Below are 16,079 nucleotides of genomic sequence, written 5' to 3' on the forward strand. Positions count from 1 at the left end.
GTACACATCTCAGCTCAAAGGGGCGCGATGAAGGCGCTGTTCTCTGCGTGCGATGAATTGAAGAACATTATGTAAACGATACAGTCATAATAATAAAATTTGCACATGCTGAATGGCGGGCTATATTCTTATGGCTTGCAAATGATATCAGTGTCAATACTGCTGGGGAGGGTAATATGATGACTTCGAAAAGTATGTTTTTATTTTGTTTTTCTTCTGCACTTATTTCTGGCTGTTCTAGTAATCTAAGTGCAGTAGATAAACTGACTAGCTCGACTCAAAATGATGGCGGTATTTCATCTTACTTTAATGACATTCCATTTCAAAGTCGCTTTCTTGCAATAAATGGCCAACTTCCTATAGATACTGTTGGAATGCCTTGCGTTGCGAGTAGTTATCGTGTGCCATATTCAATGATATGTCTGAGTACAGATAAGTCGAAAGTCATCGAATATGACTACCCCGTGACAGGAAATCCTGGTAAAAAAATAAAAGACATTAAAAACAGCCTCACTAATTTAGAGAAAAAATCGCAAGACTTAGTTACAAAATTGCTTGTTAAGGCTACTTGCAAAAATGCAGGAAAAGAAGAGTGCACAGCGGAGATTGAGAGTGCATCTACTGCTCAGTCAGAATTTCAATCTTTACAGGCGGAAGTATTATCAAAGTTGTCAGATGGTAATACGTTTATATTTCAGTGGAGCAGCACAGCCGGTGGTGGATTCGATGTAGAAGCTGACCCCTATGGGAAAATTGATGGGCAGGGTGGCTATCAGAATAGTGGAATTACAATCGTGTCTGGTTTACGCATATCCCAATTTTTAGTGGGAAATGATATCAGCAGTATTTATCAGAATTTGCCAAAGGATACTAAATTAGCAACATTTGTCATGCAGGCACAAGGAATTGCATATATAAGTACTCGAAGCATTAGTGCTACGGTGCAAGCTCGTTTAGGGCTAACGCCCACTCAATTTAGTGACATAATAAGCACTTTGTCTGGCGCTCAGAAAATACAACTGGCAGCAGCTTTCAATTATGTAAGTAGCCTGAGTAATGAAGGTCAATTTCACACTGTAAATAAAAACATTAAAGATGTTCCGACGTGGCATACAACAGGTAAGATAGAAGGCCATGGATATCAAACTTTCTATGCAACCATGACAAAATTAGATGAGCTTAAAAAAATGATTGAGAGAAAATAGTAAATTACTTACAGACCATATCTGCATATGCAGTGTGATTATATATGGTTGTTTTATAGTTTGGTTTGTGAACCACAGAGTCATTTTAACAACTTTCTTCAATATATTTTGACGGTTTTTGTGGTTGTATTATCGCAGTGTAATTGGATGCTTGAAAAACATTGCTGATGCTTTCCAATTTATTCGAGTGAAATGCCATTTTTGACATTGCAATTGTTTGATGTGGCTATTGATAGAGTAATGCCTTGACCAAGAAAGTCTGATACTCATACTCAATAGGGCAATTCAACCCATCATGGGAACATTAGAATTTCAAAATTTATTGTCTTGTATCTATTTGTCTCCCCTTGTTTTACCGACAGCTACTAGTGAGTAGGCGAGCAAGGTTCTTCTGCCAACCTTGAAAAATCAGGCCATAGGGCGTATAACCACGCGCTTGTCAGTGTATTGAGTGAGCCAATTTTTATGCAGCAGACTGAACCCGTGCAGAACGCCCCCTTTTGGCAGGTAAAAAGCCTGCAACAGATGACTATGACCGAGTGGGAGTCCCTGTGCGACGGCTGCGGCAAGTGCTGCCTGAACAAGCTGATCGACGAGGACACCGAGGAGCTGGTGTTCACCAACGTGGCCTGCAACCTGCTCAATACCAAGACCTGCCAGTGCTCCGACTACGGCAACCGCTTTAAAAAAGAGCCGGACTGCCTGCAGATCACCCACGACAAGATTGCCGAGTTCAACTGGCTGCCCTCTACCTGTGCCTACCGCCTGCTGGCGGAAGGGCAGACCCTGCCGACTTGGCATCCCCTTATCACCGGCAGCCGCAGCGCCATGCACCAGGCTGGTCAGTCGGTGCGCGGCAAGGTGATCCATGAGGTACATGCCGGCGATTGGGCCGACCATATCATCACCTGGGCAAGCTAAGCCTTAATCCGCCGTTTATTGCTTACTACAGGGGCAGGGGAGTGAGACTCCGCTGCCTCTGTTGTTTTTGGTGTATAAGTGATCAGTTTTTTGCGATAAAGGCAGTTTGAAACTTCATGGTGAGATGAAAGCATCGTGAAGTCGTGAGAGGTCGCCCCTGACGCAGCCAGCACCCGTTAAACTGCATCCATGACACAAGGGCTGCGGAGCACACTCTGCAGCCCTTGTTGCTTTCTGGCGCTTGCTAGCGATGTAGAGTGGTTTCCCCTCACCCTGACCCTCTCCCAAGGGGAGAGGGAATAGATCGAGGTTGCTATGCAAAACTCGTGGTGGTCGAGCATGGTTCTGCTCTGCTTTTCTGAGTACCTGAGTACCTGAGTACCTGAGTACCTGAGTACCTGAGTACCTGAGTACCTGAGTACCTGAGTACCTGAGTGCCTGAGTGCCGGTGGGCACATCCGTGCATCAAGCGCAGGAGGGGAGTGGAGAAGGGGCATAGAGAGGGGCGTTAGGAGACCAATGTCTGCCCGAGCCTGCGGGTCAAAGCCAGTGAATCAGCGGGCCAACGCCAGTAGAAACTGTGAGGTAGGAACTGGTTGCACACCGGCTAACGGCCATAAAAAAACCGGCGCCTTGGCGCCGGTTTTGTTTCACCGAGACGCTATTACAGAGAAGCGGTGAAGGTACGGGTGATGACGTCTTGCTGTTGCTCCTTGGTCAAGGAGTTGAAGCGAACGGCATAACCGGATACGCGGATGGTCAACTGCGGATATTTCTCCGGGTTTTCCATGGCGTCCAGCAGCATTTCACGGTTCATTACGTTGACGTTCAGGTGCTGACCACCTTCCAGGTTGGCTTCGTGGTGGAAGTAACCATCCATCAGGCCGGCCAGGTTGGCTTTCTGGGCTTCCATGTCTTTACCCAGCGCGTTCGGCACGATGGAGAAGGTATAGGAGATACCATCTTTGGCGTAGGCGAACGGCAGCTTGGCAACGGACGTCAGGGAAGCAACGGCACCCTTCTGATCACGACCGTGCATCGGGTTGGCACCCGGGCCGAACGGCGCACCGGCGCGACGACCATCCGGGGTGTTACCGGTCTTCTTGCCGTACACCACGTTGGAGGTGATGGTCAGCACGGACTGGGTAGCCACGGCTCCGCGGTAGGTGTTGAGCTTCTGGATCTTCTTCATGAAGCGCTCGACCAGGTCGCAGGCGATGTCATCGACGCGAGCGTCGTTGTTGCCGAACTGCGGGTACTCGCCTTCGATTTCGAAGTCGATGGAGACGCCATCGGCATCACGTACCGGCTTGACCTTGGCGTACTTGATGGCAGACAGGGAGTCAGCGGCTACGGACAGACCGGCGATACCACAGGCCATGGTGCGATAGACGTCACGGTCGTGCAGCGCCATCAAGGAGGCTTCGTAGCTGTACTTGTCGTGCATGTAGTGGATGATGTTCAGGGCGGCGACATACTGCTTGGCCAGCCAGTCCATGAAGTGATCCAGTCTGTCCATCACGTCGTTGTAGTCGAGGTACTCGGAGGTGACCATTTCGGTCTTCGGACCGACCTGGATCTTGAGCTTCTCGTCCATACCGCCGTTGATTGCATACAGCATGGTCTTGGCCAGGTTGGCACGGGCACCGAAGAACTGCATCTGTTTGCCGACGATCATCGGGGACACACAGCAAGCGATGGCGTAGTCATCGTTGTTGAAGTCCGGACGCATCAGGTCGTCGTTCTCGTACTGAACGGAAGAGGTCTCGATGGATACCTTGGCGCAGTACTTCTTGAAACCGACCGGCAGCTTCTCGGACCACAGGATGGTCAGGTTCGGCTCAGGGGACGGGCCCATGGTGTACAGGGTGTTCAGCATACGGAAGCTGTTCTTGGTGACCAGGGTACGGCCATCAACGCCCATACCAGCCAGGGTCTCGGTGGCCCACATCGGGTCGCCGGAGAACAGTGAATCGTATTCCGGGGTACGCAGGAAGCGAACCATACGCAGCTTCATGACCATGTGGTCCATCAGCTCCTGGGCTTCTTGCTCGGTGATCAGACCCTTTTGCAGGTCACGCTCGATGTAGATGTCCAGGAAGCTGGAGGTACGACCGAAGGACATGGCCGCGCCGTTCTGGGACTTGACCGCCGCGAGGTAGGCGAAGTAGGTCCACTGTACGGCTTCTTTGGCGGTCTTGGCCGGTACGGAGATATCGCAGCCATATTTGGCAGCCATCACCTTCATCTGGGCCAGGGCACGGTGCTGCTCGGAGATCTCTTCGCGCAGACGGATGGTGGCTTCCAGGTTGACACCGTTTTCCAGGTCAGCCTGCAGGGACTTGAACTGAGCCAGTTTGTCGGCCATCAGGAAGTCGATACCGTACAGGGCAACACGACGGTAGTCACCGATGATGCGGCCACGGCCGTAGGCATCCGGCAGACCGGTGATGACGCCGGACTTGCGGCAGTTCAGGATGTCTTTGGTGTAGACGTCGAACACGCCCTGGTTGTGAGTCTTGCGGTACTCGGTGAAGATCTTCTCGACCATGGGGTCAAGCTGGCGACCGTACACTTCGCAAGAGGTCTTGACCATCTTGATACCGCCGTTGGCGATGATGGCGCGCTTGAGCGGTTTGTCGGTCTGCAGACCAACGATTTGCTCCAGGCTCTGGTCGATATAGCCGGCATCGTGAGCGGTAATGGTGGAGGGCAGGTCGGTATCAAAATCGACCGGCGCGTGAGTGCGGTTCTCGATCTTGATGCCTTCCATGACCTTGTCCCACAGCTTGGTGGTAGCTTCGGTCGCGCCAGCCAGGAAGGACTCGTCACCTTCATACGGGGTGTAGTTCTTCTGGATGAAGTCACGGGTGTTGACAGAGGTCTGCCATTCACCGGCTGCGAAGCCTTCCCATGCTTTTTGGAACTGTTCGTTAAGTTCTGCCATTTTCATTACCTCTCAAGGTATTTATGTGTCTGCCGCCATCCTTAATGATGGCGACGGAAGATAAACCAGTAAGTCAGCCCAACCATGACGCCACCACCAATGATATTACCGATGGTGACAGGGATGAGGTTGTGCAGGACGAAGTTGGACACGGTCAGGTCGGCAAAGGTCGCCGGATCCTGGCCGATGGCCTGCCAGAATTCCGGGCTCGCGACGCTGTGGATGGCGATACCGACCGGGATCATAAACATGTTTGCGATGCTGTGCTCAAAACCGGAGGCCACGAACATGGCGACGGGGAGCAGCATCACCATCACCTTGTCGGTGGCGCTGCGGGCGCCGAAGGCCATCCACACGGCGAGACACACCATGAGGTTGCAGAGGATGCCAAGGGCCACGGCCTCGAAGAAGGTGTGATGGATCTTGTGCTGGGCCACTTTCATGGCGTTCAGACCCCACTGACCATCCGCTGCCGTGTATTCCGCCGACATGATGATGAGGCCGACGATGATGAGACCGCCGATGAGGTTGCCGAAGTAGACCAGTCCCCAGTTCTTGAGCAGCTGGGCCCAGCTGATGCGATTCGCCGCCTTGGCTACCAGGGTGAGGGTAGTGGAGGTGAACAGTTCGGCGCCGAGCAGGACGCAGAGGATGAGACCGAGGGAGAAGCAGATGCCGCCCACCAGCTTGGACATGCCCCAGGCCATGCCGCTTGAGCCCGTGGTGACGGTGATATAGAAGACGAAGGCGATGGCGATGAAGGCGCCAGCGGTGATGGCCAGGGGAATGACCTTGTATGCGGGCTTGGTGGCCTTGGCATAGGTAATGTCTTCGGCCAGGGCGGCGATGGCTTCGGGCTTCAGACAATCAAAGGGAGATTCTGCTTTCAATTCTCAGTACCTGCATATTTTGCCTGTGGAAATCATAACAAAGGGGCTGATCCCCAAAATTGACTCCGATCAAGAATTACAGATTGTGAATGTAATTTTACTACAGGATTTTTCGCCATCCGGAAGCGTTTCTTTACACCAGGTTTCAGGTGAAACAGAAATGGGTCTGTTATTAATTTTATGATTTTTAAGAACTTATAAAGGACACCCTGAAAAACGTACCGGCAAGGCACCTGTGCGGCCGCACTGCACCATGAGTGCCAAATTAACAACCCCCTAAGAGGTATTTTTTGTCTTTTATTTCATCTTTGTGGCACGGCCAGCCAAAGCGTAGACCATAAAACAGAAGGGGCCATAAGGCCCCTTCGTCACGCTAGCATATCAGTTCCAGGTATGGATTCGTTTGGCTTTTTGCAATTTCTCGTAAGCGGCCAGCAGTTTCTGGTGCAGCGGGAATTGGGAGAGGGAGAGATCGGCGGCTTCCAGACCGTGGAAGCGCGCCTCGCCGCGGGCGTTGGCCCACGCCTGCGCCAGGGTCTCTTCCCCGAACATGCGGGCGAACACCGGGCGGTACTGTTCGGGGTCGCGTTCCTCGTCGAGGAAAAGCTCGACGCAGGCGCGCAGGGCGCGGTAGTAAGCGGCGCGGTCCGCCGGGAACACCGACTGGTTGAACTCCATGGTCCAGTCGATGAGGTCGAGGGCGCTCTCCAGGTCACCAGCGGCCAGCGCCAGCATGGCTTTGAGCTCACCGACGCGCAGGGTGTGCAGGGCAGTGCCCTTGGCGGCGGCGATGCCGAGCAGCTCGCGTACCCGGGTGCGCTCGTCGTGACCCTCTTCATCCAACTGGTCGAACAGCGCCATGTACTGCTCTGCGTCCCACTCGAGCGCCGGCAGCGCCAGGATGGTCTCCCGCAGGTGGGCCCCCATGGTGTTGTTGGCCAGCAGCAGATCTTCCACCGGATAGATGTCGGACATGCCGGGCACCAGGATACGGCAGGCGTAGACACCCAGGTGCTCGTAGTCGGCGATGTAGACCGGCTGCTCCAGCTCGTGGAAGATGCCGATCAGGTGGTCGAACTCCTCTTGCGAGGTGCCACGGAAGTCCCAGTCGGCAAACTCGAAGTCGGACTCTTCCTTGAACAGATCCCAGCTGATGAGGCCGGAGGAGTCGATGAAGTGGGTCTCCAGGTTGTGGTGATCCGCCACCTGCTCGTTGTCAAACGACGGCGGCACGAAGACGTCCAGATCCTTGAGGCTGCGCCCTTGCAGCAGTTCGGTGACGGTGCGCTCGAAGGCGACCTCGAAGCGCGGGTGGGCGCCGAAGGAGGCAAAGCAGGTGCCGTTGCTCGGGTTGAGCAGCACCACGCAGATGACCGGATAACGGCCGCCGAGGGAGGCATCGAAGCTGTAGATGGGGAAGCCTTCGGCCTCCAGTGCATCGATGGACGCCTTGATGCCGGGGTAACGGGCGATGACCTCGCCCGGGATCTGGGGCAGGCTGATGGCCTCGGCGATGATCTTGTTCTTCACGTGGCGCTCGAACACCTCCGACAGCCCCTGGGTGCGGGCCTCGGTGCGGGTGTTGCCGGCGCTCATGCCGTTGGAAACATACAGGTTGCCGACGATGTTCATCGGGATATAGACGGTCTGGTGGTCGGACTGGCGCTCGAAGGGCAGGGCGACGATGCCGCGCTCCTCGTTGCCGGATTGCAGGTCCACCAGCATGTCGGCGGTCACTTCACCGTCCGGGTTGTAGAACTTGCGGGTGAAGGAGTCGAGCAGACCGGCGGGCAGCTGATCCCCCTCGATGGGGAACCACTTCTCGTTCGGGTAGTGGACGAAGTCGCCATTGGCGACCTGCTCGCCCAGGTAGAAGTCGGCGAAGAAGTAGTTGGTGGAGAGACGCTCGAAATACTCGCCAAGGGCGGAGGCGAGCGCCGCCTTCTTGCTGGCACCCTTGCCGTTGGTGAAGCAGAGGGCGCACTCCTTGTCCCGGATGTGCACGGACCAGACGTTGGGCACGGGGTTGAGCCAGGAGGCCTCTTCGATATCAAACCCCAGGGCTTGCAGCTTGGTCTGGAAGCGTTCGATGGAGTCTTCCAGCGCTGCGTCCTTGCCGGGAATAAAAGTGTGGTCGGTCATCACAATGTCCTGATTTTATGGGCTCATGTTTGGACGCAGATAATAGCATGAGTGACGGGGAAAGCGGCCAGGGCAATGGTGTGGGCTTGCCCAGGTCTGCATTGGAGGGGCGGGGTGTGGTAGTGGGGCCGGGCGGTGCGGTGCGGGGCGGTGATTTTTCATGGGAAAGAGGGTTGGGCCATCAGTTTTACTTAACACAATTAAGATAAAGTAAATTTTATTATGACCCTGTGCCCTTCATCATGGCGTCAACCGTTGGTGGGGGGAGGAAAAGAGGGAGCGCCCGTGCCCGTTCCGCCACCCCGTCTTGATGAGCCTTGACCAGGAGTGCTAAATGTTCCCGATGATCCCCCGTATCGACCCCGAGATAGCCAGGTTGGCGCCGGGCTTTTGTGCCCTCAGCATCGTGGTGGAAGCCGCCCCCGTGATTGACACTCTGGTGGGGGAGCGGGCCCTGGCCCGGGCATGTGCGGCCCTTGGCACCGACGAGGCCCCCTGGGCCCTTGAACATCTGGCCGCCTGGGATCAGGTGTTCAAGGGGTTTGGCGCCAAGCCTGCCCGCACGCCCTGCTCGGCCCAGGCACTGCGCAAGCGGGTGCTGCGCGATGGCGTCTTGCCCGCCATCGATCCCGTGGTGGATCTCTACAACGCCATCAGCATCGAGTATGCCATTCCCGTGGGCGGGGAGGATCTGGCGGCCTATGTGGGAGCGCCGCGCCTGGTGATTGCCGATGGCAGCGAATGCTTTGACACCCTCAAAGAAGGGCTGCCAACCCAGGAGGCACCGGCTCCCGGAGAGGTGGTGTGGCGGGACGATCTCGGCGTCACCTGTCGCCGCTGGAACTGGCGCCAGGGGATCCGCACTCGCCTGAGCCTCTCTTCCCCCCGGATGTGGTTCATTCTGGAGTGTCTGCCGCCGATGCCGCGCACGGCCTTGTGGGAGGCCGGCGACAGGCTGATTGCCGGTCTTACGCAGATGATGCCTGGGGTCCGCATCGAGCAGACGCTGGTGGAGTGATTGAAGGAGCAGACGAAAAGATAAAAGGAGGCGCCTCATGTTCGCCCGGGCGGTCATGGGGAGGATCTTGCTTGCCATGCCACGTCTGTGCCGCCCGCCTTTACCCACCGCCTGCGAACACATCAGCAAGCAGAGGAACACAGCAACACGCCGGGCTGACATCGTCCCCTGGAGCTTGCCACGTCGGGGCCGGTGTACCCGGCCCTTTCAGCGCGCCTAACCGATGAATTTCAGACCCAGGATCCCGCCGATGATCAGCAGCAGGCAGAGCACTCGGGCCAGGGTGGCCGGTTCGTTGAACAGCCAGATCCCCATCAGCACGGTGCCGACCGCGCCGATGCCGGTCCAGACCGCGTAGGCGGTACCAAGGGGCAACTGTTTGACCGCCATGGCGAGCAGCAGCACGCTCACCCCCATGGCGATCAGGGTCAGCAGGGTGGGGAGGGGACGGCTGAAACCGTCGGTGTATTTGAGGCCGATGGCCCAGGCGACCTCGAACAAGCCGGCCAACAGCAATAGCAACCAGGACATAAGGCAGATTCCGCAGGAAGCAGGGTCGTCCCTGCGTATCAGGAGGCCTCGGGGCCGTCCCCGAGGGGCAGCGGGGCTGCCGGTCGGTCTCAATGATGCCCCAACTGGAGGCAGGATGCCAACCGGCTGCCCGCAGGTCGGCCAGGCCGACGGATATTGCAGCGAATGGCACAGAATATTGCGCAATTCGACTTGCGCCCGCCGTCACAATCCGTAATGTGGACAGACGCATTTTTTGCAACTCATATATTGTGAATCCCTTGTAAACGGCTGGCGCCAAGGCAGGGGGGTCACGGGTACCACACACGATTTCTATAAGCAGCTATCCAGGGTAGGACATTATGAAAAAAGTAGGTTTGGTCGGTTGGCGTGGCATGGTGGGTTCGGTGTTGATGAGCCGGATGCAGGAAGAGAAGGATTTTGCCCGCATTCAACCCACCTTCTTCACCACCTCCCAGGCCGGTGAGGCCGCCCCCAATTTTGGCGTCGATGCCGGCACCCTGCAGGACGCCTTCGATCTCGAGGCACTGGCCGCGCAGGACGTCATCATCACCGCCCAGGGCGGCGACTACACCAAGGATGTCTATCCGCGCCTGAAAGCCGCCGGCTGGCAGGGCTACTGGATTGACGCCGCCTCCTCCCTGCGCATGGAGAAAGACGCGGTCATCATCCTGGATCCGGTCAACGGCGACGTCATCGAACACGCCCTGAACAACGGCATCAAGACCTTCGTTGGCGGCAACTGCACCGTCAGCCTGATGCTGCTGGCCCTGGGTGGCCTGTTCAAGGCCGATCTGGTGGAGTGGGTGAGCGTGGCCACCTATCAGGCGGCCTCCGGTGGTGGTGCCCGCCACATGCGCGAGCTGGTCACCCAGATGGGCATGCTGCGGGATGAAGTGGCGGTGGAGCTGGCGGATCCCGCCTCCGCCATCCTCGACATCGAGCGCAAGATCACCGAGAAGACCCGCTCCGGCACCCTGCCGGTGGACAATTTCGGTGTGCCGCTGGCCGGTGGCCTCATTCCCTGGATCGACACCAAGCTCGACAACGGCCAGAGCCGTGAAGAGTGGAAGGGCCAGGCCGAGACCAACAAGATCCTGGGTATCGAAAACGCCGCTATCCCGGTGGATGGTCTGTGCGTGCGGATCGGGGCCCTGCGCTGCCACAGCCAGGCCTTCACCATCAAGCTGAAAAAAGATGTGCCGCTGGCCGAGATCGAAGCCCTGCTGGCCGCTCACAACGACTGGGTTAAGGTGATCCCGAATGATCGCGACATCACCGCCCGCGAGCTGACCCCGGCTGCCGTCACCGGCACCCTCAGCATCCCGGTGGGTCGTCTGCGCAAGCTCAACATGGGCCCGGAATACCTGGCCGCCTTTACCGTGGGTGACCAGTTGCTGTGGGGCGCCGCCGAGCCGCTGCGCCGCATGCTGAACATCCTGCTGGCCCGCTGAGGTAGCTGCAGCAGGGAACAAGGAAGGCCTGGCCTTTCTTGTTCCCCTCTTCGTGCCTGTCCATAAAAAAGCGGCATCCCTTGGGATGCCGCTTTTTAATTTATCCAGTTTGACTCTTAGATGTTCTGTGCTTCGTTTGGCACGATGACAGAGGCATGATTTCCTTTCGGCCCCTGCTGCAGTTCAAAGTTGACTGCCTGACCTGCTTTCAAGGTCTTGTAACCTTCCATTTGAATCGTGGAGTAGTGAGCGAAGATGTCTTCACCACCGCCTTCCGGACAGATAAACCCAAATCCTTTTGCGTTGTTGAACCACTTGACTGTTCCGGTTGCCATACATCTACATCCTTTTATTGATTACCCTGAAGTCGTTGAGTAACCTGCGCCAGCCTTATATAACTAGGGCATGACCCCGTAGCAGACGGGCGCCGATTAGCAAGTAACCAATCTAGTCCAACTTTTAAGCGAGTCAAGAAGTTGTTAACAACCGATGTGATCTGGTTAACAAGTCTATTGACAATCTTGAGCGACACGGTAGTAATCTAGAGGTACCAAAGCGCAACTATGAGCAAGCAGAAAGAACTCTTTGCTAATGAAGAGATTGCAGAGGCAGAGAAAACGAAGCTGCAACCGCCACCCATGTACAAGGTCGTCCTGAACAACGACGACTACACACCGATGGAGTTCGTGGTGGAGGTGCTGCAAAGGTTCTTTGGTATGGATCTGGAGAAGGCCACTCAGGTGATGCTGAGCGTGCATTATAGTGGTAAGGGAGTCTGCGGCACATTTACCGCCGAGATTGCCGAGACCAAAGTGGTCCAGGTCAACACCTATTCACGTAACAACGAACATCCACTGCTATGTACCATGGAAAAGGCTTGAATCTGATGACTTGATGGCGATAACGACACCGCATTGTTGCTGTACTGAGGGGAGGTGCCTATGTTGAACAAAGATCTAGAAAAGACGCTGAACGAGGCTTTCAAGCTGGCCCGTGACGAGCGCCACGAATTCATGACCGTCGAGCACCTGTTGTTGGCCCTGCTGGATAACAGCTCAGCCCATGAGGCGCTGAGTTCATGTGGTGCGGATGTGGAACAGATGCGCAAAGAGATCCGCGCCTTCATCAATCAAACGACTCCGCTCATCCCCCGTGACGACGAAGACAGGGAAACCCAGCCGACGCTGGGCTTCCAGCGCGTACTGCAACGTGCCGTCTTCCATGTCCAGTCGTCCGGCAATACCGAGGTGAGCGGCGCCAATGTCCTGGTCGCCATTTTCAGCGAACAAGAGTCCCAGGCCGCCTACTTCCTGAAAAAAGCCGAAATAAGTCGCCTGGATGTGGTGAACTTCCTGTCCCACGGGGTGCGCAAGGACAACAAGCCCGAGAGTGGTGGTAACAATGCGGAATCTGATGACGAGGTATCCTCTGCCCAGATAGAAAGCTTTGCCACCAATCTCAACCAGCTGGTGCTGGAGGGGCGTATCGATCCGCTCATCGGCCGTGATCAGGAGCTCAATCGCACCATTCAGGTATTGTGCCGCCGTCGCAAGAACAACCCCTTGCTGGTCGGGGAAGCCGGTGTGGGCAAGACCGCCATCGCCGAAGGGCTTGCCTACCGTATCGTCAAGGGGGATGTGCCCGAGGTGATTGCGGGTAGCACCATCTACTCCCTGGACATGGGCTCCCTGCTGGCGGGCACCAAGTATCGTGGTGACTTCGAGAAGCGCCTCAAGGTGCTGCTCAAGCAGATTGAACGTCAGGAGGGGGCCATCCTCTTCATCGACGAGATCCACACCATCATTGGCGCTGGTGCGGCTTCCGGTGGCCAGCTGGATGCGGCCAACCTCATCAAGCCGCTGCTCTCCAATGGTTTGCTGCGCTGCGTGGGCTCCACCACCTACCAGGAATATGCCCAGATCTTCGAGAAGGACAGGGCTCTGGCTCGTCGCTTCCAGAAGATCGACATCGTCGAACCCACAGTAGACGACACCACTCGCATTCTGATGGGACTCAAGAGCCGTTATGAGTCTCACCATGGCGTGCGTTATACCGTCAAGGCGATCCGGGCGGCGGTGGAGCTTTCCGCCAAGTACATCAATGATCGCCATCTGCCTGACAAGGCCATCGACGTCATCGACGAAGCGGGTGCAGGGCAACGCCTCTTGCCCGTCAGCAAGCGCAAGAAGGTGATCAATGTGCCGGAAATCGAGGCCATTGTTGCCAAGATTGCTCGTATTCCCGAGAAATCTGTCTCCTCCTCCGACAAGGAGGTGCTGAAGAATCTGGAGCGCAATCTCAAGATGGTGGTGTTCGGGCAAGACAAGGCCATCGAGGTGCTGACCGATGCCATTCGGTTGTCACGTTCAGGGCTTGGCAACGAACGCCGACCTGTGGGCTGCTTCCTGTTTGCCGGCCCGACCGGGGTGGGCAAGACCGAAGTGACCCAGCAACTGGGCAAGGCGCTCGGGGTCGAGGTATTGCGATTTGACATGTCGGAATACATGGAACGCCATACCGTGTCCCGGTTGATCGGGGCTCCTCCCGGTTACGTGGGATTCGAGCAGGGAGGGCTGTTGACCGACTCCGTCCTCAAGCATCCGCACTCCGTCGTGCTGCTTGACGAGATCGAGAAGGCGCACCCGGATGTCTTCAACCTGCTGCTGCAGGTGATGGACAACGGTACCCTGACGGACAACAACGGGCGCAAGGCAGATTTTCGCAATGTGATCCTGGTGATGACCACCAACGCAGGGGTTCAGGAGACCCAGCGCAAGTCCATCGGCTTCCAGCAGCAGGACATGAGCCACGATGCCATGGCGGTGATCAACAAGACGTTCAGTCCGGAGTTCCGCAACCGGCTCGATCACACCATCTGGTTCAACCATCTCGACATGGGAGTGATCCATCAGGTGGTCGACAAGTTCATCGTCGAGCTGCAGGTTCAGCTGGATGCCAAGGGCGTTTCACTGGAGGTGTCTGAAGAGGCGCGCCACTGGTTGGCAGAGAAAGGTTATGACAGGGCAATGGGAGCAAGACCCATGGGCCGGGTCATTCAGGAGCACCTCAAGAAGCCCCTGGCCAACGAGATCCTGTTCGGTTCCCTGGTCGATGGCGGTATTGTGAAGGTTGAGCTGGTGAACAACAGCCTCAGCTTTGATTTTCAGGTCAACGTTGAAGCTGTCTCTCACTGACTGTGAGCAAGGCCGGAAATGACAAAAAACCCCAACCGAGAGGCTGGGGTTTTTTGCTGAATTCCTGGCTTAGCGAGAGCGGAAAACAATACGTCCCTTGGAGAGATCGTACGGAGTCAGAGCCACCGTTACTTTGTCCCCAGTCAGGATACGGATGTAGTTTTTGCGCATCTTGCCGGAAATATGAGCGATAACCACGTGACCATTTTCCAGTTCCACACGGAACATGGTATTGGGCAAGGTTTCGAGAATGGTACCCTGCATCTCAATACTGTCTTCTTTAGCCATTGAATCCTCTTGATAAGCCACAACAAAAAACCGCTGGATCATGCCGGATTTAAGGCTATGTGTAAAGTTTACTCGGGCTTGGTGTCGATTTTTTTCCATTCGCCCTGTACCAGCAGCTCATGGGGCAGGTATTGGCGCTTGTAATTCATCTTGCGGCACTCCTCCACCAGATACCCCAGATAGAGCCACTGACGACCGGTACGTCTGGCCAGTTCCAACTGGCTCAGGATGGCGAAGGTGCCGAGCGACCGGTCGGCATAGTCGGGGTCGAAGAAGGTGTACATGGCGCTCAGAGAGTGGGGAAGCAGGTCCGTGGTGGCCACGCCGATGAGGCGTCCCTCCTTGCGCATCTCCAGATAGAGGGGGGGCATCCAGTCGCAGTGCAGGAATCCCTTGTATTGGGTCCGGCTCGGTGGATACATGCTGCCATCCCGATGACGCTCACGGATATAGCGTTCATAGAGCTGGTAATACTCGGGCTTGTCGTCATAGCTCAGTACGAGTTCGAGATCCCGGTTCAACTGGCGAATGCGTTTCTGCCCACGGCTCGGGGTGAAGCGTTCACTGTGTATGCGCAAGGATTGACAGGCGCTGCAGGCGGGGCAGTGAGGACGATAGATGTCGTTGCCACTGCGCCGGAATCCTGCCGTCAGCAGCCGTTCGTACCCGGCGGCGTTGAGCAGTTCATGGTCCATCAGGACCAGCAACTGCTCCTGCTCGTGACCGAGGTAGCTGCACGGGTGCCTTGGGGTCAGCCCGACCTTGAGGATCACTTCTTCACTCATAGGCTGATTCTCCTCGGTTGCCAGCATCCCTCTTGCAACGGTTGCCGGGTCAGGGTGGCCAGGGTGGTCAGAAAGCGCTGCCTTGGCCACTCCTGGACGCCCAGCGTGGCCAGAAAGTCGTTTTGCATCTGGCAGTCGATGAGGGCACCGCCGTGCCCTGCAAAGTGGCGGCAGAGGGCCACCATGGCCAGTTTGGCGCCATTGTCGATGCGGCTGAACATGGATTCACCACAAAAGAGTCGGCCCAGGGAGAGGCCATAGAGGCCTGCCTGCAACTGATCATCCTGCCAGATCTCGATGGAGTGGGCATGACCGAGGCGATGAAGGCGCCGATAGGCGTCGATCATGGGGGCACTTATCCAGGTGCCGCTGGCGGTGCGACGAGGCGCGGCGCAGGCTGCAATGACGTCATCAAAGGCGCGATTGATGTAAATCTCGAAGGGGGTGCGGCGCAAACACTTCTGCAGGCTGCGGCCGATGTGGAGTTCCTCGGGCACGATGACTCCCCTGGGGTCCGGTGACCACCACAGCAGTGGCTGATGGGGTTCATTCCATGGAAAGATCCCGCTGTGGTAAGCTGCCAGCAATCGAGCGGGGGAGAGATCTCCCCCAATCGCGAGCAGCCCGTTGGGCTCTTCCAGCGCATGGCTGGGGGAGGGAAACCAGCACAGCTCATCATCCAGTTCGGTAAGATAGCGAGACAT

Annotated in this window: 14 protein-coding genes; 6 read left to right on the forward strand and 8 right to left on the reverse strand. The window is 56.4% G+C overall.

Features of this window, described 5'->3' with window-relative positions:
* Positions 1 to 176: 176 nt before the first annotated feature.
* Together ACVDHI_RS05775 and ACVDHI_RS05780 are read left to right on the forward strand one after the other, a co-directional pair.
* Complete coding sequence (locus tag ACVDHI_RS05775) at positions 177 to 1,205, forward strand: hypothetical protein (protein ID WP_447211837.1); 1,029 nt, start codon at positions 177 to 179, stop codon at positions 1,203 to 1,205.
* A gap of 465 nt (positions 1,206 to 1,670) precedes the next feature.
* A complete protein-coding gene (locus tag ACVDHI_RS05780; RefSeq protein ID WP_323916282.1) occupies positions 1,671 to 2,126 on the forward strand; it encodes a YcgN family cysteine cluster protein in 456 nt (151 codons plus the stop codon).
* 664 nt (positions 2,127 to 2,790) lie between these two features.
* On the opposite strand, the gene pflB is transcribed toward ACVDHI_RS05780, so the two are convergent.
* From pflB to ycaO, 3 genes are all read right to left on the reverse strand, one after another.
* Positions 2,791 to 5,073 carry a formate C-acetyltransferase gene (gene pflB, locus ACVDHI_RS05785; RefSeq protein ID WP_010674504.1) on the reverse strand — a complete coding sequence of 761 codons (2,283 nt, stop codon included), beginning with the start codon at positions 5,071 to 5,073 and terminating at the stop codon, positions 2,791 to 2,793.
* A gap of 41 nt (positions 5,074 to 5,114) precedes the next feature.
* Positions 5,115 to 5,963 (reverse strand): formate transporter FocA, encoded by an 849-nt coding sequence (focA, locus tag ACVDHI_RS05790; RefSeq protein WP_010674505.1) that lies wholly within the window; start codon positions 5,961 to 5,963, stop codon positions 5,115 to 5,117.
* A gap of 381 nt (positions 5,964 to 6,344) precedes the next feature.
* Complete coding sequence (ycaO, locus tag ACVDHI_RS05795; RefSeq protein WP_010674506.1) at positions 6,345 to 8,105, reverse strand: 30S ribosomal protein S12 methylthiotransferase accessory factor YcaO; 1,761 nt, start codon at positions 8,103 to 8,105, stop codon at positions 6,345 to 6,347.
* Positions 8,106 to 8,439: 334 nt separating this feature from the next.
* Between ycaO and ACVDHI_RS05800 the strand changes: the two genes are divergently transcribed.
* On the forward strand, positions 8,440 to 9,123 hold the full coding sequence (locus ACVDHI_RS05800; RefSeq protein WP_219604723.1) for a B3/B4 domain-containing protein: 684 nt from the start codon (positions 8,440 to 8,442) through the stop codon (positions 9,121 to 9,123).
* A gap of 216 nt (positions 9,124 to 9,339) precedes the next feature.
* Here ACVDHI_RS05800 and sugE read toward each other — a convergent pair whose 3' ends face one another.
* Positions 9,340 to 9,654, reverse strand: coding sequence for a quaternary ammonium compound efflux SMR transporter SugE (gene sugE, locus ACVDHI_RS05805; RefSeq protein ID WP_011705814.1), 315 nt, complete (start codon positions 9,652 to 9,654; stop codon positions 9,340 to 9,342).
* Positions 9,655 to 9,995: 341 nt separating this feature from the next.
* Between sugE and asd the strand changes: the two genes are divergently transcribed.
* Positions 9,996 to 11,108, forward strand: a complete 1,113-nt coding sequence (gene asd, locus ACVDHI_RS05810) for an aspartate-semialdehyde dehydrogenase (RefSeq protein ID WP_039039005.1) — start codon at positions 9,996 to 9,998, stop codon at positions 11,106 to 11,108.
* 116 nt (positions 11,109 to 11,224) lie between these two features.
* On the opposite strand, the gene cspD is transcribed toward asd, so the two are convergent.
* Positions 11,225 to 11,443 (reverse strand): cold shock-like protein CspD, encoded by a 219-nt coding sequence (gene cspD, locus ACVDHI_RS05815; RefSeq protein ID WP_010674510.1) that lies wholly within the window; start codon positions 11,441 to 11,443, stop codon positions 11,225 to 11,227.
* A 228-nt stretch (positions 11,444 to 11,671) separates the two neighbouring features.
* Between cspD and clpS the strand changes: the two genes are divergently transcribed.
* Positions 11,672 to 11,989 carry an ATP-dependent Clp protease adapter ClpS gene (gene clpS, locus ACVDHI_RS05820; RefSeq protein WP_005325410.1) on the forward strand — a complete coding sequence of 106 codons (318 nt, stop codon included), beginning with the start codon at positions 11,672 to 11,674 and terminating at the stop codon, positions 11,987 to 11,989.
* A gap of 60 nt (positions 11,990 to 12,049) precedes the next feature.
* Positions 12,050 to 14,302 (forward strand): ATP-dependent Clp protease ATP-binding subunit ClpA, encoded by a 2,253-nt coding sequence (clpA, locus tag ACVDHI_RS05825; protein WP_010674511.1) that lies wholly within the window; start codon positions 12,050 to 12,052, stop codon positions 14,300 to 14,302.
* 69 nt (positions 14,303 to 14,371) lie between these two features.
* On the opposite strand, the gene infA is transcribed toward clpA, so the two are convergent.
* The 3 genes from infA to aat all read right to left on the reverse strand — a co-directional run bounded on the left by infA (position 14,372) and on the right by aat (position 16,079).
* Positions 14,372 to 14,590, reverse strand: coding sequence for a translation initiation factor IF-1 (gene infA, locus ACVDHI_RS05830; protein WP_005300033.1), 219 nt, complete (start codon positions 14,588 to 14,590; stop codon positions 14,372 to 14,374).
* Between the two features lie 68 nt (positions 14,591 to 14,658).
* Positions 14,659 to 15,375, reverse strand: a complete 717-nt coding sequence (locus ACVDHI_RS05835) for an arginyltransferase (RefSeq protein ID WP_010674512.1) — start codon at positions 15,373 to 15,375, stop codon at positions 14,659 to 14,661.
* Positions 15,372 to 16,079, reverse strand: a complete 708-nt coding sequence (aat, locus tag ACVDHI_RS05840; protein ID WP_039039162.1) for a leucyl/phenylalanyl-tRNA--protein transferase — start codon at positions 16,077 to 16,079, stop codon at positions 15,372 to 15,374. Before aat ends, ACVDHI_RS05835 begins: the two co-directional genes overlap by 4 nt.

The sequence above is a fragment of the Aeromonas sp. 25-248 genome, assembly GCF_053005425.1.

What these genes read in the sequence shown, in the direction of transcription:
- ACVDHI_RS05775 (WP_447211837.1), top strand. Translation starts at nt 177, where the DNA reads ATGATGACTTCGAAAAGTATGTTTTTATTTTGTTTTTCTTCTGCACTT.
- ACVDHI_RS05780 (WP_323916282.1), top strand. Translation starts at nt 1,671, where the DNA reads ATGCAGCAGACTGAACCCGTGCAGAACGCCCCCTTTTGGCAGGTAAAA.
- pflB (WP_010674504.1), bottom strand. Translation starts at nt 5,073, where the DNA reads ATGGCAGAACTTAACGAACAGTTCCAAAAAGCATGGGAAGGCTTCGCA.
- ycaO (WP_010674506.1), bottom strand. Translation starts at nt 8,105, where the DNA reads ATGACCGACCACACTTTTATTCCCGGCAAGGACGCAGCGCTGGAAGAC.
- ACVDHI_RS05800 (WP_219604723.1), top strand. Translation starts at nt 8,440, where the DNA reads ATGTTCCCGATGATCCCCCGTATCGACCCCGAGATAGCCAGGTTGGCG.
- sugE (WP_011705814.1), bottom strand. Translation starts at nt 9,654, where the DNA reads ATGTCCTGGTTGCTATTGCTGTTGGCCGGCTTGTTCGAGGTCGCCTGG.
- asd (WP_039039005.1), top strand. Translation starts at nt 9,996, where the DNA reads ATGAAAAAAGTAGGTTTGGTCGGTTGGCGTGGCATGGTGGGTTCGGTG.
- cspD (WP_010674510.1), bottom strand. Translation starts at nt 11,443, where the DNA reads ATGGCAACCGGAACAGTCAAGTGGTTCAACAACGCAAAAGGATTTGGG.
- clpS (WP_005325410.1), top strand. Translation starts at nt 11,672, where the DNA reads ATGAGCAAGCAGAAAGAACTCTTTGCTAATGAAGAGATTGCAGAGGCA.
- clpA (WP_010674511.1), top strand. Translation starts at nt 12,050, where the DNA reads ATGTTGAACAAAGATCTAGAAAAGACGCTGAACGAGGCTTTCAAGCTG.
- infA (WP_005300033.1), bottom strand. Translation starts at nt 14,590, where the DNA reads ATGGCTAAAGAAGACAGTATTGAGATGCAGGGTACCATTCTCGAAACC.
- ACVDHI_RS05835 (WP_010674512.1), bottom strand. Translation starts at nt 15,375, where the DNA reads ATGAGTGAAGAAGTGATCCTCAAGGTCGGGCTGACCCCAAGGCACCCG.
- aat (WP_039039162.1), bottom strand. Translation starts at nt 16,079, where the DNA reads ATGTCTCGCTATCTTACCGAACTGGATGATGAGCTGTGCTGGTTTCCC.